Genomic DNA, 23,822 nt, shown 5'->3' on the forward strand with positions numbered 1-23,822 from the left:
CCCGCGGCATGCGGTTGGAAGAGAGCGCGCGCTCTCGGGGACGGAAGGTCCGTCCTCGTGCCCCCGCGGCATCCGGTTCGCACCCGGCGCGTGCTCTCGGGGAGGGGGCGTCCAACCCCCGTGCCCTCACGACGCCCGCGGGGATGCCGCCGCGGTGGGAGGCCCACTCGAAGCGCGAGCCGGTGCCCGTCCACGACGAAGGCCCGCCCGGATGAACCGGGCGGGCCTTCGTGCTGATCGGGGGATCAGAGGTTGATCATGTGCCCCGCGAGACCGTGGAAGGCCTCCTGCAGGCCCTCCGACAGCGTCGGGTGGGTGTGCACGTTGCGGGCCGCCTCGAGCGCGGTCAGGTCCCACTTCTGCGCGAGCGTGAGCTCGGGCAGTAGCTCGGAGACGTCGGGGCCGATGAGGTGGCCGCCGATGAGCTCGAGGGTCTCGGCGTCGGCGACGAGCTTGACGAAGCCGACGGGCTCGCCCAGGCCGTTGGCCTTGCCGTTGGCGGAGAAGGGGAACTTCGCGACCTTGATGTCGTGACCGGCGTCGCGCGCCTGCTGCTCGGTGAGGCCGAACGAAGCGACCTGCGGGTTGCAGAAGGTGGCGCGCGGCATGTTGCGGTAGTCGCCGAGGGTCTGCGTCTCGGCGTTGCCGATGGTCTCGGCCGCGACCACGCCCTGCGCCTCGGCCACGTGGGCGAGCTGCAGCTTCGCGGTGACGTCGCCGATGGCGTAGATGTGCGGCACGTTGGTGCGCATGTGGTCGTCGATGTCGATGGCGCCGCGCTCGGTCAGCTTCACGCCGGTGTTCTCGAGACCGAAGCCGTCGACCTTGGGGGCGAATCCGATCGACATGAGCACGCGGTCGGCGTCGATCGACCCGGTCGAGCCGTCCTTCGCGGTGTACGCGACGGTGACCTTGTCGCCGTGGTCGGTGACGGAGTCGACCTTCGTCGAGGTGAGGATGTCGACGCCGTAGCCCTTGTACTGCTTCTGGATCTCCTTCGACACCTCGGCGTCTTCGTTGGGGAGCGCACGGTCGAGGAACTCGATGATCGTGACCTTCACGCCGTAGTTCGTCATGACGTAGGCGAACTCCATGCCGATGGCGCCGGCGCCGACGATGACGATCGAGGCGGGGAGCTCGCGGGTGAGGATCTGCTCCTCGTAGGTGACGACGTTCTCCGACAGGGTGACGCCGGGCAGGAGGCGAACGGTCGAGCCGGTGGCGATGATGACGTTGTCGAAGGTGATCTGCTCCTTCGAGCCGTCGGTCTTGGTCACGTCGATGGTGTGGTCGTCGGCGAAGTATCCGCGGCCCTCGTACTCGGTGACCTTGTTCTTCTTCATCAGGTAGTGGATGCCCTTGACGTGGCCGGCGGCGACGCTGCGCGAGCGGTCGAACGCCTTGCCGAAGTCGAAGGTGACGTCACCCGAGATGCCGAACAGATCGGCCTTCGCGTGGAACGTGTGCGCGAGGTCGGCGTTGCGCAGGAGGGCCTTGGAGGGGATGCAGCCGACGTTGAGGCACACACCGCCCCAGTACTTCTCTTCGACGATCGCGACCGACAGTCCGAGCTGTGCGCCGCGGACGGCGGCGACGTACCCGCCGGGACCCGCACCAAGAATGACCAGATCGTAATGAGGCATGCCTCCAGCCTATCGCCCGGTGGTGCCGCCACCGGCGGTGTTCCGGCGCCCGCGTGAGGCGAAGACGTAGACGAGCACGCCGGCCACGATCACCAGCGCCACGGCCAGCAGGATCCACGGCAGGGGGGAGGCCTCCGACGACTCCTGGACCGGTGCCGGGGTGGTCTCGGCGGTCTCCGTCGGCGCGGGGGAGGCGGCCGCGGTGGGCGAGGGGGAAGAAGAGGTCGTCGGCGTCGCGGTCGGGGTGGGCGAGGCCTCGGGCACCGTGAAAGCGAACGAGCCGTCGATGGGGTGGCCGTCGCTGGACACGACGCGCCACTTCACGGTCACGGCCCCGGATGCCGCGCCCGTCAGCTCCTGGGTCACCTCCGGGCCCGCCGGCTCGGGGTCGCCCGCCGTCAACGATGCCCCGCTCGCGTCGGTGACCTCCACGACCGTCGCCCCCGCGTCGGTGAGGACGTCGGCGCTGAAGGTGAGGGTGATCTGCGGCGGCAGGGCGTCGAGGACGGCATCGGCCGAGGGGTCGGTCGAGACGAGTTCGTCGTGCGCGGCGGCGGGCGACGCCGGGGCGAGGAGCGCTGCGGCGGCCAGCAGGGCGGATGCCAGGACGGCGGGGAGGGTGCGCCGGCGCGGCGCCAGGGAGGACGTCATCCCTCGACCCTAACGAGGGCGTCGACCCCGACGGGCCGGGAGGAGGGCGCTTGCGGTGTCCGTTCGCCGCCCTTGAGACTGTCGGTCCGAGGCCCGTGAACCTGTCGGCCGAAGGCCCCCTGGGCCTGTCGAAGGGTCCGGGACCCCCCTCCGGTTCCGGTGGCTTCGACGGGCTCAGCCACCTCTCGCCCGAGGGGGTCGTGAGCCCGTCGCACGGTCCTCCGGCGACGACGACCGCACCCTCCGCCTCCTGTCCGCACCACCGTGCACTCCTCACCCGCCACACCCGTCGTGTCGCCGGACTCGACACGACGGACCCCGGGTCGATAGGTTCGAGTGTCTCGTCGGCCGCCTCCGCGCCCCGAACCGCGGTGTCCGGTGTCGACGAAAACAGACACATCACGCATCACCATGGCCTGCGCGAGGTCGGCTCCCCGTTCGTTCTGGACCGATCGGTTATGGTGAATATGAAGGAGAAGCCGTGGACGAGACCAGCCGATTCGATCGAGACGAGATCCGACGCGCGGCCGACGCCGTCGCCCGCGATCGCTCGCACGACACGACCCAGACCCATGACGCCGATCTGTCGTTCGTCCCCTTCGGAGCCGACCTCACCGAGGCCGAGCTCGAGGCCATCGACGCGCTGCCTTCGGGTGCGGCTCTGCTGATCGTGCGTTCGGGTCCCACGACCGGGGCCCGCTATCTCCTCGACACCGACGTCACCACCGTCGGTCGTCATCCCGAGGCCGACCTCTTCTTCGACGACGTGACCGTGTCGCGTCGCCACGCCGAGATCATCCGCTCCGGCACCGCCTTTGAGATCGTCGACCAGCGCTCGCTCAACGGCAGCTACGTCAACGGCGAGCGCGTCGACCGCTCCGCTCTCGTCAACGGCTCCGAGGTGCGCATCGGCAAGTTCCGCCTGAACTTCTTCGGTTCGCCGGTCGACCTGCCCGCGGCAGAGCACTGATGGCGGCAGCCCCCTCCCGTGGTCGTCAGGCGGCTGCGGGGCTGCTCAGCATCGGTCAGGTGCTCGCGCGCCTGACCCCCGACTTCCCGGCGCTGACCTCGAGCAAGCTGCGCTTCCTCGAGGTGCAGGGCATCGTCTCGCCCACCCGCACCGAGTCGGGATACCGCAAGTTCTCGCCGGCCGATCTCGAGCGGCTGCGCCTGGCGTTGACGCTCCAGCGCGACCACTACCTCCCGCTCGTCGTCATCCGCGACTACCTCGAAGACCTCGACGCCGGTCGCAACCCCGCCCCGCCCACGGCGATCCCGTCGATGACCACCGCGCCGCGTCGCTACCGACGAGACGAGCTGCTCGCGGCCGCCGGTGCAGGCCCGCAGCTGCTCAACGACGCGGTGAGCACCGGCGTCATAACCGGGGCCGAGACGTATTCCGAGCAGACGGTCACGCTGCTGCGCGCCCTCGTCGCCCTCGACCGCCATGGCATCGAGCCGCGTCACGTGCGCGCGCTGCGCCAGAGCGCGGAGCGCGAGGTCTCGCTCGTCGAATCCGCCCTGTCGGCGCTGCTGCGTCGCCCGGATGCCGCCTCGCGGGCCCGTGCGAGCGAGCTCGCCCCCGAGCTCGCGGGCCGTCTCGACGAGGTGCGCACGCTGTTCGTCCGCGACGCGATCGAGCGGATGCTGTCCTGATCGCGACACGCCGCGGCCCTCGGAGCGGATGTCATTGCCGGGGGACCCTCGCTGATCTAGCGTGGAACCAACGAGCCGATGAGGAGGGACGCGAGCATGAACGCTGGCGACGCACTCGGTGAACCCCGGTTCGCCGCCGACCTCCTCTTCACCGACGGTCTGCCCGAGATGGACGACGACATCGGCTATCGGGGCGCCGTCGCCGCGCGTGCGGCCGGTATCACGTACCGCCAGCTCGACTACTGGGCCCGCACCGAGCTGGTCGTCCCGACCGTCCGCGGAGCGAGCGGTTCCGGCTCGCAGCGCCTCTACGGCTTCCGCGACATCCTCGTGCTGAAGCTCGTCAAGCGCCTTCTCGACACGGGTATCTCGCTGCAGCAGATCCGCACGGCCGTCGATCAGCTGCGCGCCGCCGGCATCCGCGATCTGGCCGGCACGACCCTCATGAGCGACGGCGCGTCGGTGTACCTGTGCACCTCGAACGACGAGGTCATCGACCTCGTCAGCCGCGGCCAGGGCGTGTTCGGCATCGCGGTGGGCAAGGTGCTCCGCGAGGTCGAGTCGACCCTCGTCGACTTCGAGGCGGCCGCCCCTGAGGCCGTCGACGAGCTCGCCGCCCGTCGCGCCGCCCGCACCGCCTGAGGCGCTCCACCTCTCCTGATCCCGGATGCCGCGGCATCCGGGATCTGCGTATCTGCTCGCGCGAGTCGCCAGAACCCGTCGCTTTGGAACCTCCCGAAGCGACCGATTCCGGCGACTCACGCGGGGACAGCTGTGAACGGAAACGCCGCCCCGACTGCATGGCAGCGGGACGGCGTCTCGGAAGGAGCTCAGGCCTGAGGGGACTCGTTCTCCACCGGGATGCGCCCCGTCCGCACGATGCGGTCGAGCAGGGCGTCGAAATCGGCCGCGAGCTCCTGCGCCGAGTCGCCGGGCCACACGTGCAGCGGCTTCGCGGCGCCCTGGGCCTGTTGAAGCGACGTGCGCTCGGGCAGCTGCGGGTTGAGCACGAGCGGGCCGAACATGTCGCGCAGTTCCTTGATGCGGAACTGGTGCTCGATCGACTGCGGCCGGACGCGGTTGACCACGACGCCGAGGGGCTGCAGACGCGGGGACAGGCCGCGGCGGATCTCCTCGATCGCCCGCAGTGCGCGGTCGGCGGCGGCGACGGAGAAGAGCCCGGGCTCGGTGACGACCACGACGCGGTCGCTCGCGGCCCACGCGGTGCGCGTCAGGGCGTTGAGCGAGGGGGCGCAGTCGATCAGCACGAGGTCGTAGTCGGCCTCGATCGTGGCGAGGGCCTCCTCGAGCTTCCACACGTCGCGCACGCTCGGGTGCGGACCGTCGAAGTTGATCGCCGACGGGCTGCCGATGAGCACGTCGATGGTGCCCGGATGCACCTTCGCCCACCCGCTCGAGGTGATCGCCTGACGCACGACCTTCTCTTTCGGGTTCGCCAGGACATCGGCGATGTTGAGCCGGCCGGCGACCTGGATGTCCATCCCGGTCGACACGTCGGACTGAGGGTCGAGGTCGACGACGAGAGTGCGAACGCCACGCGCGAAGGCGGCCGAAGCCAGCCCCAGTGTCACGGTCGTCTTGCCGACCCCGCCTTTGAGAGAGCTGACGGAGAGTACGTGCACGAGAGTCCACGTTACCGTCCCCTAGGCTGTGAGCACATTCAGCCCCGCCAGCTTGACGTGAGGTGCGCATGTTCTCGAAAATCCTGGTCGCCAATCGCGGAGAGATCGCCATCCGCGCTTTCCGCGCCGCCTACGAGGTCGGAGCGCGCACCGTCGCGGTCTATCCCTACGAGGACCGGGCGTCGCTGCACCGTCTGAAGGCCGACGAGGCCTACCAGATCGGAGAGCGGGGCCACCCCGTGCGCGCCTACCTCGACGTCGACGAGATCATCCGCGTCGCGCGGGAGTGCGGAGCGGATGCCGTCTACCCCGGCTACGGGTTCCTCTCGGAGAACCCGGAGCTCGCCGAGAAGGCGGCCGCCCACGGCATCACCTTCATCGGCCCGCCCGCCGAGGTGCTGTCGATGGCGGGCAACAAGGTCACCGCCAAGGAGCACGCGATCGCCGCGGGCGTCCCGGTGCTGCGCTCCACCCCGGCGTCCGACGACATCGACGCCCTGCTGGCGCAGGCGGAGGAGATCGGCTTCCCCCTCTTCGCCAAGGCCGTCGCGGGTGGCGGCGGTCGCGGCATGCGACGCGTCGAGGCGCTGGGCGAGCTCGCGCCCGCCCTCGCCGAGGCGATGCGCGAGGCGCAGAGCGCCTTCGGCGATCCGCGCATGTTCCTCGAGCAGGCCGTGCAGCGCCCGCGTCACGTCGAGGTGCAGATCCTCGCGGATGCCACGGGCGAGACCGTCCACCTGTTCGAGCGCGACTGTTCGGTGCAGCGCCGCCACCAGAAGGTCATCGAGATCGCCCCGGCGCCCAACCTCGACGACGCCGTGCGTCAGGACCTTCACCGCTACGCCGTCGCCTTCGCCCGCTCGATCGGCTATCAGAACGCCGGCACCGTCGAGTTCCTGCTCGAGACCGCCGGTCCGCGCACGGGCGAGGTCGTCTTCATCGAGATGAACCCCCGCATCCAGGTCGAGCACACCGTGACCGAGGAGGTCACCGACGTCGACCTCGTGCAGTCGCAGATGCGCATCGCCGCGGGGCAGACCCTCGCCGACCTCCACCTCCGGCAGGACGACATCCACCTGCGGGGAGCGGCGCTGCAGTGCCGCATCACGACGGAGGACCCCACGCAGGGCTTCCGCCCCGACACCGGCAAGATCACCACCTACCGCTCGCCGGGTGGAGCCGGCATCCGTCTCGACGGCGGCACGACCGCCGCGGGGTCGCAGGTGAGCCCGCATTTCGACTCGATGCTGTCGAAGCTGTCGTGCCGCGGCCGCGACTTCCCGGCGGCCGTCGCCCGTGCCCGGCGCGCCCTCGCCGAGTTCCGCATCCGCGGCGTCTCGACCAACATCCCGTTCCTGCAGGCCGTGCTCGATGACCCGGCGTTCGTGGCGGGCGACCTCAGCACGTCGTTCATCGATGAGCGCCCCGAGCTGCTGAAGGGGCGCGAGTCGAAGGACCGCGGCACGAAGATCCTGTCGTGGCTCGTCGACACCACCGTGAACCGCCCGAACGGCGACAACCCGCTCTCGATCGACCCGGGCGCCAAGCTCCCGCGCATCGACCTGGCTGATGCCGCTCCCGCGGGGTCGCGCCAGCGTCTGCAGGAGCTGGGCCCGGTCGGCTTCGCCCGCGCGCTGCGCGAACAGACCGCCCTCGCCGTGACGGAGACGACTTTCCGCGACGCGCATCAGTCGCTCCTCGCGACGCGCGTGCGCACCCGCGATCTCGCGCGGGTCGCGCCGTATGTGGCGCGAATGACACCGGGACTGCTGTCGGTGGAGGCCTGGGGAGGCGCGACCTACGACGTCGCGCTGCGCTTCCTCGGCGAAGACCCGTGGGAGCGCCTCGACGCGCTGCGTCAGGCCCTGCCGAACGTCGCGATCCAGATGCTGCTGCGCGGGCGCAACACCGTCGGCTACACCCCGTACCCGACGGAGGTCACCGATGCCTTCGTGGCCGAGGCCGCGGCATCCGGGGTCGACATCTTCCGGATCTTCGACGCGCTCAACGACGTCTCGCAGATGCGGCCGGCGATCGACGCGGTGCTGTCGACCGGCACCGCCGTCGCTGAGGTCGCGCTCTGCTACACCGGCGATCTGCTCGACCCGGCGGAACACCTGTACACGCTCGACTACTACCTGCGCCTCGCGGAGCAGATCGTCGACGCGGGGGCGCACATCCTCGCGGTCAAGGACATGGCGGGGCTGCTCCGGCCGGCCGCCGCCGCGAAGCTCGTCACCGCTCTCCGCGACCGTTTCGACCTCCCGGTGCACGTGCACACCCACGACACCGCGGGCGGCCAGCTCGCCACCCTGCTCGCCGCGTCGGCGGCGGGGGCGGATGCCGTGGACGCGGCCGCCGCGCCGATGGCCGGAACGACGAGCCAGCCCTCCCTCTCGGCCCTGGTCGCCGCCCTCGCCCACACCGAGCGCGACACGGGACTCGACCTCGCCGCCGTGAGCGACCTCGAGCCGTACTGGGAGGCGGTGCGTCATCTGTACCGCCCGTTCGAGTCGGGGCTGGCCGGACCCACCGGGCGCGTCTACCGCCACGAGATCCCGGGCGGTCAGCTGTCGAACCTCCGTCAGCAGGCGATCGCGCTGGGTCTCGCCGACGACTTCGAGCTCATCGAAGACATGTACGCCGCGGCCGACCGCATCCTCGGACGCGTACCCAAGGTGACGCCGTCGTCGAAGGTCGTCGGCGACCTGGCCCTGCACCTCGCCGCGGTCAAGGCCGACCCCGCCGACTTTGAGCGCAACCCGGAGAAGTACGACGTCCCCGACTCCGTCGTGTCGTTCATGGCCGGCGAGCTCGGCGACCTGCCGGGCGGGTGGCCCGAGCCCTTCCGGTCGAAGGTGCTGGCCGGGCGGGATGCCAAGACGGGGGTCACCCCGCTCACCGACGGTGACGTCGCGGCGCTGGCGGGGGAGTCCGCCGAGCGGCGCGCGCGCCTGAACCACCTGCTGTTCCCGGCCCCGACGCGTACGTTCCTCGAGATGCGCGAGCGCTTCGGCGACCTGAGCGTCCTCGACACCGCCGACTACCTCTACGGTCTGCGTCCGGGAGGGGAGCACACGGTGGAGATCGAGCGCGGCGTGCAGCTGTTCGTGGGGCTCGAGGCGGTCGGAGACGCCGACGACAAGGGCATGCGCACCGTCATGACGACGCTCAACGGCCAGCTGCGTCCGGTGTTCGTGCGCGACCGGTCGATCGACGTCGAAGCCCGTCAGGCCGAGAAGGCCGACACGTCCAAGCCGGGGCAGGTCGCCGCTCCCTTCTCGGGCGTGATCACCATGAAGGCCGCCCCCGGCGACCGCGTGCAGGCGGGGCAGGCGGTCGCGTCGATCGAGGCGATGAAGATGGAGGCGGCCATCACGACACCGGTCGAGGGCGTCGTCGAGCGCGTCGCGATCGGTAGCACCCAGCAGGTCGAGGCGGGAGATCTTTTGCTGGTGATCCGCCCCGCGCAGTAGCCTGGGAGGGGGCGCTTTCGCGCCCTCTTCCCGTTTGGAGACTGCAGTGACCCCCGACCGCACCGACGCGAACCCCGACGAGAACGCCGAGCACGGCGTGCTCGACGAGAGCGGGAACCTCGACACGGCCAGCATCACGATCCTCGGCGGACACATCGCGCAGGTCAATGTCGACCTGCCCGTGGCCGGCGACGACGACGATCTCGACGACGACGTGATCGAAGACGAGATCCCCTTCGACGACGCCGATCTCGCCGCCCTCGACGTCCCCGCCGCCCGACACGAGCCCGCCGACGACGCGGTCGAGGTCGACGAGCTGGCCACCGACGAGATCATCCTCGAACCTCACGACGAGCATCACGACGGCGTATACGACGACGCGGCGTCGGCCGACGACGACGTGCACGACGCGGACGTCGTGGGCGAGGAGACGCACGGCGGGCCGACCTCCGAGGACGACCTCGGTGCGGTCGCCCCCGACGTCGTCGAGAACCCGGATGCCGAGCACGCGGGGTCCGTGGATACGGAGAGCGACGGTGAGGCTTTCGTCGACGAGCCCGCGTTCTCCGACGAAACGGCGGAGGGCCAGATCGTCGATGCCGACGGGGACGCGGGGGACGCGCCTCAGGGCGACGAGATCCCGCTGGACGAGACCGGGGACGCCGAGACGTTCGGCGACGACGCGTCCGAGCGCGACGCGGCCGCGGATGCGCTCACGGCGACCGATGCGGGCGACCATGGCGAGACCGTGCTCCAGGCCGGCGATCAGGAACCGTCGGCCGACGCACACGCCGAACGCGCGCACGTCGAGGACGAGCGCTCCGAGGGCGATTTCGGCGGAGACGACGGGCTCGACGACGCACAGCCCGCGGAACGGCGCGAAGATGCCCCCGAGGCGATGCCCGCGTCGTCCCCCGACGAGGTCTCCGCGCCGGACGACGATTCTCAGACCGGCCGCGCACCGTCGGACGACCGTTCCGACGCCGAGCACGCTGTCGACGATCAGGCGCACGGCGCCGACGCGCAGGTCGCTCCGGCGCCCGACGAGGCGCATCGTGCCGCGTGGGATGACACCCGCCGGACGGAGACGGCGGCCGACGCCGTCACCGACGACGCGCACGACCTCGAGGTCGTCGACGACGTCGAGCTCTGGGAGGCGGATGCCGCCGAGCCCCTCGACGAGGACGCCGCGGCCGACGATGCGGCGGCCGCCGACGCCGAGCCGCTGACGCACGCGCCCTGGGTCCCCTCCGACGCCGCGGAGCCCGCCCCGATCGAGGCGGGCGACGACGACGTCGTCGAGGCCGCGATCGACGATGAGACTCACGACGACCAAGACCAGGACGACGCCCCCGGCGACGGGAAGGCGTCGGGTTCGACCACCGCCCCCGCGCACCGCGACGACGGGGCGACCGAGGAAGCCGTCCTGCTCACTGCGCGCGTCGCCGAGGAGCCGGCATCCGCGGCCGCCGATGCGGCGAAGCCGGCCACGCCGACGATGCCGGCATCCGCTGCCGCCGATGCCGCGAAGCCGGCCACGCCGACGACGCCGGCATCCGCTGCGGCCGCGGCCGCATCGACGGGCGCCACCGAACCCGTCACGGGAAGCGTTCCGACCACGCGCGCCGAGCGCGCCGCGACCGGCGTCATCGGCACCGTGCCGCTGACCCGCCGGCGGGCCCAGCAGGCCGACGAGGCCGCCCGCGCCGCCGACGAGGCCGCGCGCGTCGATCGCGCTCACGCCCTCGAGCGCGTCCGTACCCCCGCGCCCGAGGTCGCTCTGACCTCCAAGCGCATCGGCCAGATCGACGACGCGCGCGAGAGCGCCGACCTGCTCACGGCCGACCGCCTGCTCGACCCGAAGCAGATCAGCCGACCCGAGCCCGAGGGCCTGTGGCAGCAACTGGTCTACTCCGTGTCGGGCCACCGCATCAACCTGGGCGACGGGCGCCGCGCGCGTCAGCGCAAGGACCTCGACCGCCGGATCTCCGCGCCGCTCTCGGGCGGGGCGCGCTTCGTGCCCGTGCTCTCGCGCAAGGGCGGCGTCGGCAAGACCACCGTCACCTCGCTGCTGGGCATGGCCCTCGCCGACGCGCGCGACGACCGCATCATCGCCGTCGACGCGAACCCCGACCGCGGCACCCTGGCCGACCGCGTCGGTCGTCCCAACGGACGGACCGTGCGCGACCTCGTGCGCGCCCACGACGAGATGGCCGGCTACAACGACGTGTCCTCGATCGTCGCCCGGGATGCCACCCGCCTCGACGTGCTGGCATCCGATGCCGATCCGCGCGTGTCGGAAGCCTTCAGCGACGACGACTACCGCCAGGTCGCCGACGTCGCCGCGCACTACTACTCGATCGTGCTCACCGACACCGGGACCGGGATCGTCCACTCGGTCATGGGGGCGACGTTGGAGCTCGCCGACACCCTCGTGATCGTGGCGGGACTCTCCGTCGACGAAGCCCGGCTCGCATCGGAGACGCTCACGTGGCTCGAGACCAACGGCTACGCGGCGCGCGTGCGCGACGCGGTCGTCGTGCTCAACAACTCCCGTCCCGGCGCGCCCCTGGTGCGCGAGAGCGAGCTGGAGGCGCACTTCCGCTCCCGCGTGCGCACCGTCATCCGCATGCCCTACGACGCGCGCATCGCCGCCGGCAGCGCGATCACGTTCCGCGACCTGCAGCCCAGCACGCGACAGGCTGCGCGCGAACTCGCTGCCGCCGTCGTCGAGGGGCTGCGTGCCCCGGTGGCCGTCGCATGAGCGTTCGTCCGATCCGCTTGTTCGGCGACCCGGTGCTGCGCGCCCCCAGTGCCCCCATCGACGCGATCGACGACGGCGTGCGCGCTCTCGTGCAGGATCTGCTCGACACGGTCGAGCTGCCCGGGCGCGCGGGCGTCGCCGCCCCGCAGATCGGCGTGGGGCTGCGTGCCTTCAGCTACAACATCGACGGCGACATCGGCTACGTGCTCAACCCCGTCCTCGTCGAGACGCGCGGAGAGCCCGGGCCGGTGGGGGAGGGCTGCCTCTCGGTGCCCGGCCTGTGGCACGACGCGATCCGCTACCCGTGGGCGAAGGTCGTCGGGATCGACCTCGACGGAAACGAGGTCGTGCTCGAGGGAGAGGGACTGCTCGCGCAGGCGCTGCAGCACGAGACCGACCATCTCGACGGAAAGCTCTACCTCTCGCGGCTGCCCGCCGAGACCCGCCGCGAGGCGATGCGACAGGTGCGCGAGAGCGACTGGTTCTGACCTGGTTCGTGCGAAAGGGCCCGGATGCCGTCATCCGGGCCCTTTCGCACGTTCCGCGCTCGCGTTGGTACTTCCGCGATCCGCGCGTCAGGGGAGCGAGACGTTCGTCGTGTTGACGGGCACGGCGTAGATGTCCTCGATCGCATCGGCGAAGTCGGTGACGATGACGTTGCGCTTGATGCTCATCTTCGGCGTGAGGTGACCGCTCGCCTCGGTCCACTCCGTGGGCAGGATCGTGAACTTGCGGATCGACTCCGCGCGCGACACGCGCGTGTTGGCGCGGTCGATCGCGCCCTGCACCTCGGCCCGCACCTTCTCGTTCGTGCTCGCCTCCTGCAACGACATGTCGCCGGGCAGCCCGTTGTTGGCGAGCCACGTCGGCAGCATCTCGGGGTCGAGGGTGACCAGGGCGGCGATGAAGGGCTTGTGGTCGCCGACGACGACGACCTGGCCCACGATGGGGTTCGCCCGGATGGGGTCTTCGAGGGCGGCGGGTGCGACGTTCTTGCCGCCGGCCGTGACGATGATCTCCTTCTTGCGGCCCGTGATCGCGAGGAAGCCGTCGGCGTCGAAGGCGCCGATGTCGCCGGTCTTGAACCACTCGCCGTCGAACGCCTCGGCCGTGGCCTCGGGGTTCTGCCAGTACTCGCGGAAGACGTTGATGCCGCGCACCTGGATCTCGCCGTCGTCGGCGAGGCGGACGCCCACGCCCGGGAGCACGGGGCCCACGGTGCCGATCTTCGCCTTCGTGGCGAGGTTGACCGTGGCCGGAGCCGTCGTCTCCGTGAGCCCGTAGCCCTCGAGGATCACGACGCCGAGGCTGCGGAAGAAGTGGCCCAGTCGCGGGCCGAGCGGGGCCGACCCCGACACCGCGTACACGACGCGGCCGCCCATGGCATCCCGGAGCTTGGAGTAGACGAGCTTGTCGAACAGGGCGAACTTCAACTTCAGCGGGAGCGGGATCTTCTTGCCCTCCTGAAGGCGCTGCGAGTGCTCGATGGCGACGTCGGCGGCGGCGCGGAAGATCTTGCCCTTGCCGCCGGCCTCGGCCTTCTGCTCGGCGGAGTTGTAGACCTTCTCGAACACGCGGGGAACCGCGAGCAGGAAGGTCGGCCGGAACGTGCCCAGGGCGGGCAGCAGCTGCTTCGTGTCGGGCTGGTGTCCCGTCTTCACGCCCGCATGCACGTTGAGCAGCGAGATGAAGCGCGCGAACACGTGGGCGGTGGTGATGAACAGCAGCGTCGATGCCCCGGGGGTCTCGACGACCTCGTGCAGGGCTTTAGCGGAGTTGCGCGCGAGCTCGACGAAGTTGCTGTGAACGAGCACGCAGCCTTTGGGACGACCGGTCGATCCCGAGGTGTAGATGAGGGTGGCGATGTCCGAGGCCTTCGCCAGGTGCCGCCGGCGCTCGATCTCCTCGTCGGTGATGTGCGTACCGCCCGAGACGAGCGCGTCGAGGGCGCCGGAGTGCATCGCCCACACGTCGCGGACGAGCGGGAGGTCGCTGCGCACCTCGTCGAGACGCTGGGCGTGCTCGGCGGATTCGATCACGACGGCGATCGCGCCGGAGTCCGACAGGATCCAGGAGATCTGCGACGGAGAGCTGGTCTCGTACACGGGCACCATGACGGCCCCGGCGTAGAACAGCGCGAAGTCGACCAGCGTCCAGTCGTAGGTGGTGCGGGCGATGAACCCGACCTTCTCTCCCGGTTGGATGCCGGCGGCCACGAAGCCCTTGGCGAGGGCGATGACCTGGCGCTCGAACTCGGCGGCCGTCACGTCGCGCCAGCCTCCGTCATCGGGCACGGCGAACAGGGGTCGGTCGGGGGTCGCGCGGACGCGGTCGGCGAGCAGATCCGACGCGTTGGCGTCGGGATCGGCGGGGACGACAGGGGGGAGGTCGAACTGGATCACGGTAACTCCTTTGGCACCGGAAAGAACGTCGAGCGGTCCATCAGTCTATCCGTACGGCTCGCTGCGGCCCGGCCCGGACGTCGTTCGCGCGCGCCCCGGCATGGCTAGACTTCTCCGGGCCACCCTCTCGGTCGGCCCGGAAGGGAGAGCGGTGCGCAACGTCGGCATCGACATCGGGGGAACGAAGATCGCGGGCGGGGTCGTCGACGACGACGGCACCATCATCGAGAAGCTCCGGGTCGACACTCCCATCGACCCCTCGGCCCTGGTGGATGCCGTGGTCGACATGGCCGATCACCTGCGCCGCGCGCACGAGATCCACGCGATCGGCGTCGCCGCGGCCGGCTTCATCAGCCGCGACCGAAGCACCGTCATCTACGCCCCCAACATCGACTGGCGCGACGAACCGCTGCGCGCCCGCCTCGAGCAGCGCCTCGATGCCCCCGTCACGATCGAGAACGACGCGAACGCCGCCGGCTGGGGCGAGTACCGCTTCGGTGCGGGCCAGGGCGTGCGCGACATGGTGATGCTGACGATGGGCACCGGCGTCGGTGGGGCCGTCGTGACCGACGGCGAACTGTTCCGCGGCGGCCACGGCATCGGCGCCGAGCTGGGGCACCTGCGCTTCGTGCGGGGCGGCCACCCGTGCGGGTGCGGGCAGAACGGATGCCTCGAGCAGTACGCTTCGGGACGCGCGCTGCAGCGCGAGGCCAACACCATCGCCGACGAGGGCGGGATCGGCGCCGCCCTGGCGGCCGTCCGGGCGGAGAAGGGGGCCATCCCCGGTCCCGCCGTCTCCCGCCTCGTGCTGGCCGGCGACCCCGGTGCCCTCGAGGCGCTGCGGCGCGTCGCCACCGCGCTCGGCGAGGCGTGCGGCGGCTTCCAGGCCGTGCTCGACCCCGAGCTCTTCGTGATCGGCGGCGGTGTCGCCCAGCTCGGCGAGGACCTGTTGACCCCCGTCAAGATCGCGTACGAGACGTCGCTGCCGGGGTACGGTGAACGTCCGGTCGCCGAATTCGCGATCGCGCGCCTGGGCAACGACGCCGGTCTCATCGGGGTCGCCGACCTCGCCGGGAAGGAGCGCTGACGATGTTTTACTGGCTCATGAAATACGTGGTCATCGGACCGGTCATCAAGGCCGTGTTCCGCCCGTGGATGGTGGGCCGGCGCAACATCCCGGCGGAGGGGGCGGCGATCCTCGCCAGCAACCACCTGTCGTTCTCCGACTCGATCTTCCTCCCTCTCATGATCGATCGCCGGATGGCGTTCCTGGCCAAGAGCGACTACTTCACCGGCAAGGGCCTGAAGGGCTGGGCCACCCGGATGTTCTTCCAGGCGACCGGTCAGCTGCCCATCGACCGCTCCGGAGGCAAGGCCTCCGAGGCGTCGCTGAACACGGGCCTCGGCGTGCTCGGGCGCGGCGAGCTGCTCGGCATCTACCCGGAGGGGACCCGCAGCCCCGACGGCACCCTCTACCGCGGTCGTACCGGGATCGCGCGCATGGCGCTCGAGGCCCGCGTCCCCGTCGTGCCCGTGGTCATGGTCGACACCGGTGCCGTGATGCCGATCGGTCAGCGTCTGCCGCGCGTGGGGCGTGTCGGCATCGTCATCGGCGAGCCGCTGGACTTCTCCCGCTTCGAGGGCATGGAGGGCGACCGGTACGTCCTGCGCTCGGTCACCGACGAGATCATGGTGGCCCTGCAACGCCTCGGCGAACAGCGCTACGAGGACGTGTACGCGTCCACCGTGAAGGACCGCCTGGCGAGTGCACAGGCGGCGAAGGCGCCGTCGTCCCGCCACTAGACTTCAGGGGTGAATCAGCAGCTCCACGACCTCGACCACTGGCGATCCCTGCCCATCAAGCAGCAGCCCCAGTGGTATGACGAGGGCGCGGTGGCCGCGGCATCCGCAGAGCTGGCGACCCTCCCGCCGCTGGTGTTCGCCGGCGAGGTCGACATCCTGCGCGATCGTCTCGCCCGTGCCGCCGCCGGTCAGGCGTTCCTGCTCCAGGGCGGTGACTGCGCCGAGACCTTCGCCGGTGCGACCGCCGAGCAGATCCGCAACCGCATCAAGACCGTCCTCCAAATGGCCGTCGTGCTCACCTACGGAGCCTCGATGCCCGTGGTGAAGATGGGCCGCATGGCGGGACAGTTCGCCAAGCCCCGCTCGAGCGACACCGAGACGCGCGGCGACGTCACGCTGCCGGCCTACCGCGGCGACATCGTCAACGGCTACGACTTCACCGAGGAGTCGCGCAAGGCCGACCCCGCTCGTCTGCTCAAGGGCTACCACACGGCCGCCTCGACGCTGAACCTCATCCGCGCGTTCACGCAGGGCGGGTTCGCCGACCTCCGCGAGGTGCACAGCTGGAACAAGGGCTTCGCGTCGACGCCCGCGAACCAGGCGTACGAGAGCATGGCGACCGAGATCGACCGCGCGATCAAGTTCATGGAGGCGGCCGGCGCCGACTTCGACGAACTGACGCGCGTGGAGTTCTACACCGGCCACGAGGGCCTGCTCATGGACTACGAGCGCCCGATGACGCGGATCGATTCGCGTACCGGCCTGCCGTACAACACCTCGTCGCACTTCCAGTGGATCGGTGAGCGCACGCGCGAACTCGACGGCGCGCACGTCGACTACTTCTCGAAGATCCGCAACCCCATCGGCGTCAAGCTCGGCCCGACGACCACGACCGAGACGGCGCTCGCGCTGATCGACAAGCTCGACCCCGAGCGCGAGCCCGGGCGTCTGACCTTCATCACGCGCATGGGCGCGGGTAAGATCCGCGACGCCCTGCCCCCGCTGCTGGAGGCCGTGCGCGACTCCGGCGCCACCCCGCTGTGGGTCACCGACCCCATGCACGGCAACGGCATCACCACGCCGACCGGCTACAAGACGCGTCGCTTCGACGACGTCGTCGACGAGGTGCGCGGATTCTTCGAGGCGCACCGCTCGGTCGGCACGCACCCCGGTGGCATCCACGTCGAACTCACCGGCGACGACGTCACCGAGTGCCTGGGCGGTTCGGAGCAGATCGACGAGGCCACTCTCGCCACGCGCTACGAGAGCCTCTGCGACCCGCGCCTGAACCACCGCCAGAGCCTGGAGCTGGCGTTCCTCGTGGCCGAGGAGCTCGAGAAGCGCTGATCCGGCGTTCCGTCGAACGATGCCCCCGGCCCGCTGCGGCCGGGGGCATCGTCGTCTCGGATGCCGGATGCCGGATGCCGGATGCTGGGTGCCGGGTGCCGGCTGCGGGATGTCGGGATGTTGGCTGGCGTGGGTGCCGGCTGCTCGGTATCCAGTCGCGCGACCGGACGCCGTATTCCGCGTGCACGGCCGGGCCGGCGCTGGCGGTGCGTGACCGCCGACGTGACATCTCGATTCCGTCGACGGGCTCCCTCTTCCGCCGGAGGGCGTCCTACAGCGTCGGCGTCAGCGTGATGGTCGAGCCCTGGGGAGCCGTGGTCCCGGCCTTGGGGTTGGTCGCGCGCACCTTGTAGATGTCCCAGTACTTGAAGCCGAGGGGGAGGGTGCCGTCGTCGATGCCGGGGTTGACGTCGAAGCCGAGCGCGTCGAGCGCGGCCACGGCGTCGCGGATCGACATGCCGACGATGTTTCCCGGGATCTCGACGGGGCGCGGTCCGATCGAGACGCGCAGCGGAACGGTGTCGCCGGGGCGCCAGTTGCCGCCGCCGTCCCGCTCGCCGATGCCGATGACGACCCCGGATGCCACGCTGTTGCTGTACTCCTCCGACACCGAGGTCGACAGCCCCACGCCGTCGAGCTCGCGCTCGGCCGCCGACCGCGATTCACCCGTGACATCGGGGATCGGGCCGAGCGAGACGACGAGCGTCGCCGCGTCGCCCTCGTAGACGGTGCAGCCGTCGGTGCAGGCGATGGCGTCGCCGCCGGAGCGGGGGATCACGGAGGCGCCCAGGACGGTCCCGTCGGCGGAATCGGTGAACTCCCGGGCAGGGTCGTCGCCGACGCCGACGAACGCAGCTTCGAACACCGCGCGGACCTCGTCGACGGTCCGCCCGCCGAGGGCGGGGATCTGGTGCGTGGCGGGCCCGCTCGAGACGAGGACCGTCACCACGGTGTCCTTGTCGAGTCGTTCGCCGGGGGCGGGATCGGAGCCCACGGTGGTTCCGGCCGGGATCTCCCGGTCGTTGACGTCTTGCCGCTGCGCCTGCAGCTGCTCCTGGAGGAGGAGGGCCTGCGCCTCGTCGAAGCTGCGACCCGAGACGTCGGGGACGGCGACGAGCGACCCCGGGCCCGAGCCGAAGTACCAGCCCGTGAGTCCGGCGCCGCCGGCGAGGAGCAGCACGAGGAGGAGGATCCAGACGCCGCGCGCGGTGCGGCGACGGGTGCGCGCGCGCAGACGTGCGGCGTTGTCCGGCTCGTCGACCGTCGCCGAGGGGACGGCCGCGGTCTGCGGCAGTACTTTCGTGAGCTCGCGCGACTCGGCGGGGGAGGCGGCGCCCGCCGTGCCGACCGAGACGGCACGGGCGACCTGGGGGGCGAGGCCGAGGTCCTTCTCGATCGCGCGCAGGCGCTCGAGCATCGCGCCGGCATCGAGCGGACGGTCGTCGGGCTCGCGCTCGGTCGCCCAGAGCACGAGCTCGTCGAGCTGCTCGGGCACCGCGGGGTTCTTCGCACTCGGGCGCGGCACCGAGTCGGTGGCGTGCTGGTAGGCGATTTGCATCGGCTGCTCACCCTTGTAGGGCTGCTCTCCGGCGAGCATCTCGTACAGCATGATGCCGAGCGAGTAGATGTCGCTGCGGGCGTCCGCTGTGCCGCGGGTGACGAGTTCGGGAGCGAGGTAGGCGATCGTGCCCATCAGCTGGGCGCCGCTCGCGGTGTTCGCGGTCGTCGCGCGGGCGAGACCGAAGTCGCCGATCTTGATGCGGCCGTCCTCGGCCAGCAGGACGTTCTCCGGCTTGACGTCGCGGTGCACGATGCCCGCGCGGTGAGCAGCCGCCAGCCCCGACAGGATGGCATCCATGATCGTCAGGGTCTGATCGACGGTGAGGCGTCGGTGCTCGCGCAGGAGTTCGCGCAGCGTGATGCCGGGCAGGTACTCCATGACGAGATAGGCCATCTCGCCGTCCTGGCCCTGGTCGAAGACGTTGACCACATGGGGGTCGGCCAGGCGGGCGGCCGAGCGGGCCTCCTGGATGAACCGGCTCTGGAACACGGTGTCGTCGCTCAGGTGCCCGTGCATGACCTTCAGGGCGACGCGACGCTCGAGACGCAGGTCGGTCGCGACGTACACGGTCGCCATGCCGCCACGCGCGATGCGTGCGCGCACCCGGTACCGGCCGTCGACGAGACGGCCGATCAGCGGGTCTGCCTGCTGACTCGTGCTCACGTCTCGAGTCTACGGACGGGCCCCTGTGAGCCCGGGCAACGGCTCACCGTGGACGGAGGTCTCAGCCGAGAATCGCCAGCCACGTCGTCGCAGGCTGCTCCCACTGCGCGTAGCGATCGGGGAATGCCGAGATCTGCACCGCCTGAGCGGCGTCGGCGTAAGGGAGCGCCTCCCACCCCGGGATGTCGAGCAGTCCCCGGGTCGCCGTGCCGTTGGGGTCGCTCGAGCCGCCGAAGAACACTCGCGTCGATCGTTCCCGGTCGAGGATCTGCTCGGCGCTGCCCCAGCCGGTGCTGGGACGCTGCTGGAAGAGTCCGAGGGAGTCGCGGTCGCCCAGTCGAGATTGCGCAGCCACGACTCCTGCATCGCGGTGCCGAGGGCGATCAGGATGCCGCGGTCGGAGACGCCGAGTTCGCGTCCGACGCGGATGATGAGTCGCGCGTTCTCGCTCTGCTCGGCGTCGAGTCCCGGTGCGGTGGAGGGCGCGACGGATGCCGGGGCGGGCGCGGCTGCGGGAGAGGGGACCTGCAGGACGTCGCCCGGGTAGATGATCGACGCGCGTGTCAGACCGTTAGCGGCGAGCACCGCGTCGACCGAGACGCCTCCTGCGCGGGCGATCGCCGACACGGTGTCGCCGGGACGGACCTCGTGCGTCGTCGCGGCCGGGGCGGCGGCGGGTGCCGGGGACGCCGGAGCGGCGGCCGACGTGAGCGCAAGGACCTGGCCGGGGCGGATCACGGCGTCGGCGCCGAGGCCGTTCGCCGCGGTCACCGCGGCGGGGTCGAGGCCGTGCGCGCGGGAGATCGCCCACACCGTGTCACCCGGTTGCACGGTGTAGGTCGACGCCGTGATCGCGGAGGCGACGGCGACGACCGGCCCGATGGCGCGCGGCGCGGGCGGGGTGACAGTGAGCGGCTGCGCGGGGGGCGCGGCGTGCGCCGCGTTCTCTCCCGCCAGGGTCAGGGCGATCGTTCCGGCCACGGCGGCGGGCCAGACCGCGGCGGAGGGCCAGGCGCTCGGGCGGCGAGTGGGCAGGGGGGACAGCGTGAGTCGTCGCATGGTGGGGGATTCCGTTCTTCCGACTGCCCGCCACCGTGACACGGGGAGTGGCGGATGTCAACGTGTGAGGCTGCTGTGACGGATGTGAAAGAAGGTCACGCGTCCCGCCTTCGCGGTGATCTCCGCGGGGGGATGAGATCATGGCATCGTGACCGACACCTCCCGTTACGCGACCGACTGGCTGACCATCCCCGACCTCGTGGAGCTCCTCGACGAGTCCCTCGGGAAGGTGCGTCGACTCATCGACGAGAACTACCTCGTCGGTTCGCGCCGCGACGGCGTGTTCAAGGTCCCCGCCGTGTTCATCGCCGAGGGTCGTCCGCTGCCGGCCCTGCGCGGCACGATCATCGTCCTCCACGACGCGGGCTTCGACCCCGACGAGACCATCGACTGGCTCCTGACCCCCGAGGAGACGATCGGCGTCGCGCCCATCGAAGCCCTCCTCGCCGGACGCAAGAGCGAGGTGCGCCGGGTCGCCGCGACCCTCGCCTGAGCGCCCGCCGCGTTCGGCCTCCTCGGGCTGTCGCGGCGCCGACGCGCCCGGCGCTGCCGCCGTCGGCACGCCCCGCGAAGCGTGGGGGTGCGTCGCCCGAAGCGCGGGGTGCGTCGCCGCTCAGGCGGTGCGTTGCGTGGCCGCGCGCGCGAGCGCGCGCAACTCCGCGACCGCCTCGACGCCGAGCGGGGCGTCGGTGAGCGCGTCGTCCGCTCGGCGGGCGAAGTCGGCGATGAGTTCCTCCGTGCGCGCGAGGGCATCCGTGTCGACGATGGTTCGCTGCAGGATGCCGATCTGCTCGGCATCCAGGGCGGGATCGCCGAGCAGCCCGTCCATTCGACGGCGGTCCTCGAGGGGGAGGCGCTCGCGCGCATAGGCGACGAGCACCGTGCGCTTGCCCTCGCGGAGATCGTCACCCACGGGCTTGCCCGTCTCGGCGGTGTCGCCGAACACGCCCAGCACGTCGTCGCGCAACTGGAACGCCATGCCGACGTCGTGGCCGAACCTGCCGAGGGCGGTGATCTGCGCGTCGTCCGCGCCCGCGAGGGCTGCACCGATCTGCAGCGGCTGCTGGATGCTGTACCGCGCCGACTTGTACGACGCCACGCGGAGGGCCCGGTCGGCGTGGGCGTCGTCGGGATAGACGGTATAGGCGGACTCCTCGGCGACGTCCAGGAACTGGCCGATCGTGACGTCGCGACGCATCTGCGCATAGGCACGGCGGGTCGCCGCGGCGGTCGGGGAGTCGGCGAGGCCCTCCTCGAGCAGGTCGTCGCTCCACGCGACGAGGAGGTCGCCCAGCAGGATCGCTCCGGAGCGTCCGAACGCATCGGAGTCGCCGGTCCACCCGGCCTCGCGGTGGCTGTTCTGCAGTGCGCGATGGGCGGCCGGCTGTCCGCGGCGGGTGTCGGAGTTGTCGACCAGGTCGTCGTGCACGAGAGCGGCGGCGTGGAAGATCTCCAGGGCCGTCGCCACCGCGAGAGCCGCGTCGTCGAACCGTCGCTCGCCGCCCGCGACGGCATGCCATCCGGTGAGGCAGAACCGGGCGCGCAGCCGCTTACCGCCGCGTAGTGCCGAGGCTCCGGATCGGGTGAGGGTCTCCGCCTCGGGCCCGAGAGTGGAGGCGTACGATAGCTGTTCGGAGAGGAACTTGTCGAGTCGCTGAGAAACAGCCTCGATCGGTTCCAGGGAGGTCGTCACGGGCCTAGCCTAGTGATCCACGCCGCACGTAGAATCGTCCGCAACACACCATAGAGGGGGATGCATGCCACTCTCCGAACAGGAGCAGCGCCTGCTTGATGAGATGGAGCGCCATCTCATGAGTAACGACACCGATGTCGTCTCCGCTCCCAGTCGCGCCCTCAGCTACCGCAACATCGTCCTCGGATCGATCCTCGTGCTCGCCGGCCTCGGCGCCCTCGTCGTGGGCGTGTCGATCGGCTTCAACACCGGTTTCCTCGGCATCGCGGTCGGCGTCCTCGGCTTCCTCCTGATGGCCGGCGGCGTCGTCTTCGCCGTCACCCCGACGCGGGGGGCGGCGCCCGTCGCTCCGTCCGCTGCGAAGGCCCGCGCGCCCCGCACCTCCGGCTCGTCGTTCATGGATCGTATGAACGACCGTTGGGACCGCCGCCGCGAAGGCCCGTAAGCCCCATACTCACGAATAAGCACCGGCTCCGCGGAGTCGGTGCTTTTTCGTGCGCCCGGCGCCCGGCGCCCGGCGCCCGGCGCCCGCCCGGCCTCGCCGGCCCCCTCCCGTCCGCCCCGACGCCCGATACCGCCCGGCCCGCCCTCGCGTGCGCCCGGTGTCCGGCGCCGCCCGGCCCGCCCCTCGCGTGCTCCCGGCTTCCCGGTCCGCCCTCGTGTGCTCAGCGCAACCCGGCCCGCGCGCATCAAGGCTTCCTGGCCCGTCCCGCTGACGGCGACCCCATCCGGCCGACCGAGGCGCGGCATCCCTCCCTTTCCCTCCACCCCGGAAGCTGAGGCGGGCGGCGGACGCGGAAACACGCGGCTCCGGCGTGAGGTCCGCGATGCGGCGCACACAGTACACGGGGGAGTGCTCACCCAGAAGACCCCTCATTTCGATAGCGAAGTGGAGGGCGGTGGAGTAAAGTGGGGGAAACTTCGCAGGCCGGACGAAGGGGGTGGACGCCCGAATGCTGCTCGGCACGCACACTCCCAAGCTCGACGACAAAGGGCGCGTCATCCTGCCCGCGAAGTTCCGTGACGATCTCGGCGCCGGAGTGGTGATCACCCGGGGGCAGGACCGCTGCCTCTACGTGTTCAGCACCGAGGAGTTCGAGCGCGTGCACGAGCGGATCCGCGAGGCCCCGCTCAGCAACAAGCAGGCCCGCGACTTCCTGCGCATGTTCCTCTCGGGGGCCAGCGCCGAGAAGCCCGACAGCCAGAACCGCATCACCGTTCCCCCGGCGCTGCGCACCTACGCCGGCCTCGGGCGCGAGCTCGTCGTCACGGGTGTCGGGGCGCACGCGGAGATCTGGGATGCCGAAGCGTGGAACGCCTACGCCGAAAGCAACGAAGAGACGTACGCCGAGATGGAGCAGGAGGTGATCCCGGGACTGTTCTGACCCTCCGGCTGTGATGCCCAGCCGCACGCCCTGACGCACTTCCCCGGCGCCAGGTCGATGCGGGTGGGGATCAGAG

General features: G+C 71.0%; 19 protein-coding genes and 1 pseudogene. 12 read left to right on the plus strand and 8 right to left on the minus strand.

Features of this window, described 5'->3' with window-relative positions:
- Positions 1–245 precede the first annotated feature (245 nt).
- Both lpdA and B0B15_RS08190 read right to left on the minus strand, forming a co-directional pair.
- Positions 246–1,643 (minus strand): dihydrolipoyl dehydrogenase, encoded by a 1,398-nt coding sequence (gene lpdA / locus B0B15_RS08185; protein WP_076674853.1) that lies wholly within the window; start codon positions 1,641–1,643, stop codon positions 246–248.
- 9 nt (positions 1,644–1,652) lie between these two features.
- Positions 1,653–2,294: a copper resistance CopC family protein gene (locus B0B15_RS08190; protein ID WP_076674855.1), complete on the minus strand. Its 642-nt coding sequence runs from the start codon at positions 2,292–2,294 to the stop codon at positions 1,653–1,655.
- A gap of 481 nt (positions 2,295–2,775) precedes the next feature.
- Between B0B15_RS08190 and B0B15_RS08195 the strand changes: the two genes are divergently transcribed.
- The 3 genes from B0B15_RS08195 to B0B15_RS08205 all read left to right on the plus strand — a co-directional run bounded on the left by B0B15_RS08195 (position 2,776) and on the right by B0B15_RS08205 (position 4,592).
- On the plus strand, positions 2,776–3,264 hold the full coding sequence (locus tag B0B15_RS08195; RefSeq protein ID WP_076674857.1) for an FHA domain-containing protein: 489 nt from the start codon (positions 2,776–2,778) through the stop codon (positions 3,262–3,264).
- A complete protein-coding gene (locus B0B15_RS08200) occupies positions 3,264–3,950 on the plus strand; it encodes a transcriptional regulator FtsR (protein WP_076674859.1) in 687 nt (228 codons plus the stop codon). The genes B0B15_RS08195 and B0B15_RS08200 overlap by 1 nt, the downstream gene beginning before the upstream one ends.
- A gap of 96 nt (positions 3,951–4,046) precedes the next feature.
- Entirely contained in the window at positions 4,047–4,592 is a 546-nt protein-coding gene (locus B0B15_RS08205; protein ID WP_076674860.1) for a MerR family transcriptional regulator, read from the plus strand.
- Positions 4,593–4,780: 188 nt separating this feature from the next.
- Here the strand turns inward: B0B15_RS08205 and B0B15_RS08210 are convergent, their stop codons facing one another.
- Entirely contained in the window at positions 4,781–5,593 is an 813-nt protein-coding gene (locus tag B0B15_RS08210; protein WP_076674862.1) for a ParA family protein, read from the minus strand.
- Positions 5,594–5,661: 68 nt separating this feature from the next.
- Between B0B15_RS08210 and B0B15_RS08215 the strand changes: the two genes are divergently transcribed.
- Genes B0B15_RS08215 through B0B15_RS08225 form a run of 3 tightly spaced genes read left to right on the plus strand, consistent with a single transcriptional unit; the run spans position 5,662 to position 12,321 of the window.
- Complete coding sequence (locus B0B15_RS08215) at positions 5,662–9,069, plus strand: pyruvate carboxylase (protein ID WP_076674863.1); 3,408 nt, start codon at positions 5,662–5,664, stop codon at positions 9,067–9,069.
- Positions 9,070–9,115: 46 nt separating this feature from the next.
- Entirely contained in the window at positions 9,116–11,833 is a 2,718-nt protein-coding gene (locus B0B15_RS15995; RefSeq protein ID WP_256334238.1) for a MinD/ParA family ATP-binding protein, read from the plus strand.
- Positions 11,830–12,321 (plus strand): peptide deformylase, encoded by a 492-nt coding sequence (locus tag B0B15_RS08225; protein WP_076674865.1) that lies wholly within the window; start codon positions 11,830–11,832, stop codon positions 12,319–12,321. The genes B0B15_RS15995 and B0B15_RS08225 overlap by 4 nt, the downstream gene beginning before the upstream one ends.
- An 87-nt stretch (positions 12,322–12,408) precedes the next feature.
- On the opposite strand, the gene B0B15_RS08230 is transcribed toward B0B15_RS08225, so the two are convergent.
- On the minus strand, positions 12,409–14,235 hold the full coding sequence (locus B0B15_RS08230) for an AMP-dependent synthetase/ligase (protein ID WP_076674866.1): 1,827 nt from the start codon (positions 14,233–14,235) through the stop codon (positions 12,409–12,411).
- Between the two features lie 151 nt (positions 14,236–14,386).
- Between B0B15_RS08230 and B0B15_RS08235 the strand changes: the two genes are divergently transcribed.
- From B0B15_RS08235 to B0B15_RS08245, 3 genes are read left to right on the plus strand one after another with little or no spacing between them, the layout of a single operon-like run.
- A complete protein-coding gene (locus B0B15_RS08235) occupies positions 14,387–15,322 on the plus strand; it encodes an ROK family glucokinase (RefSeq protein WP_076674868.1) in 936 nt (311 codons plus the stop codon).
- Between the two features lie 2 nt (positions 15,323–15,324).
- The gene (locus tag B0B15_RS08240; RefSeq protein ID WP_076674869.1) at positions 15,325–16,038 is read left to right on the plus strand and encodes a lysophospholipid acyltransferase family protein; all 714 of its coding nucleotides are present in this window, start codon (positions 15,325–15,327) and stop codon (positions 16,036–16,038) included.
- A gap of 9 nt (positions 16,039–16,047) precedes the next feature.
- A complete protein-coding gene (locus B0B15_RS08245) occupies positions 16,048–17,385 on the plus strand; it encodes a class II 3-deoxy-7-phosphoheptulonate synthase (RefSeq protein WP_076674876.1) in 1,338 nt (445 codons plus the stop codon).
- Positions 17,386–17,656: 271 nt separating this feature from the next.
- Here the strand turns inward: B0B15_RS08245 and pknB are convergent, their stop codons facing one another.
- The 3 genes and pseudogenes from pknB to B0B15_RS16805 form a co-directional block, all read right to left on the minus strand.
- On the minus strand, positions 17,657–19,609 hold the full coding sequence (gene pknB, locus B0B15_RS08250) for a Stk1 family PASTA domain-containing Ser/Thr kinase (RefSeq protein WP_076674878.1): 1,953 nt from the start codon (positions 19,607–19,609) through the stop codon (positions 17,657–17,659).
- 61 nt (positions 19,610–19,670) lie between these two features.
- Positions 19,671–19,964, minus strand: a complete 294-nt coding sequence (locus B0B15_RS16800) for a hypothetical protein (RefSeq protein ID WP_256334261.1) — start codon at positions 19,962–19,964, stop codon at positions 19,671–19,673.
- Positions 19,965–20,188: 224 nt separating this feature from the next.
- A pseudogene (locus B0B15_RS16805) lies at positions 20,189–20,668 on the minus strand (LysM peptidoglycan-binding domain-containing protein); the annotation flags it as partial.
- Between the two features lie 148 nt (positions 20,669–20,816).
- On the opposite strand from B0B15_RS16805, the gene B0B15_RS08260 reads away from it, so the two are divergent.
- Positions 20,817–21,161, plus strand: a complete 345-nt coding sequence (locus tag B0B15_RS08260; RefSeq protein WP_076674881.1) for an Rv2175c family DNA-binding protein — start codon at positions 20,817–20,819, stop codon at positions 21,159–21,161.
- 120 nt (positions 21,162–21,281) lie between these two features.
- On the opposite strand, the gene B0B15_RS08265 is transcribed toward B0B15_RS08260, so the two are convergent.
- Positions 21,282–22,361: a polyprenyl synthetase family protein gene (locus B0B15_RS08265; RefSeq protein ID WP_076674883.1), complete on the minus strand. Its 1,080-nt coding sequence runs from the start codon at positions 22,359–22,361 to the stop codon at positions 21,282–21,284.
- 64 nt (positions 22,362–22,425) lie between these two features.
- On the opposite strand from B0B15_RS08265, the gene B0B15_RS08270 reads away from it, so the two are divergent.
- Together B0B15_RS08270 and mraZ are read left to right on the plus strand one after the other, a co-directional pair.
- On the plus strand, positions 22,426–22,806 hold the full coding sequence (locus B0B15_RS08270) for a DUF3040 domain-containing protein (RefSeq protein ID WP_076674884.1): 381 nt from the start codon (positions 22,426–22,428) through the stop codon (positions 22,804–22,806).
- Between the two features lie 508 nt (positions 22,807–23,314).
- A complete protein-coding gene (gene mraZ / locus B0B15_RS08275; protein WP_076674886.1) occupies positions 23,315–23,746 on the plus strand; it encodes a division/cell wall cluster transcriptional repressor MraZ in 432 nt (143 codons plus the stop codon).
- Positions 23,747–23,822: the final 76 nt, after the last annotated feature.

Source organism: Microbacterium sp. RU1D (assembly GCF_900156435.1).
Taxonomy (GTDB): Bacteria; Actinomycetota; Actinomycetes; order Actinomycetales; family Microbacteriaceae; genus Microbacterium.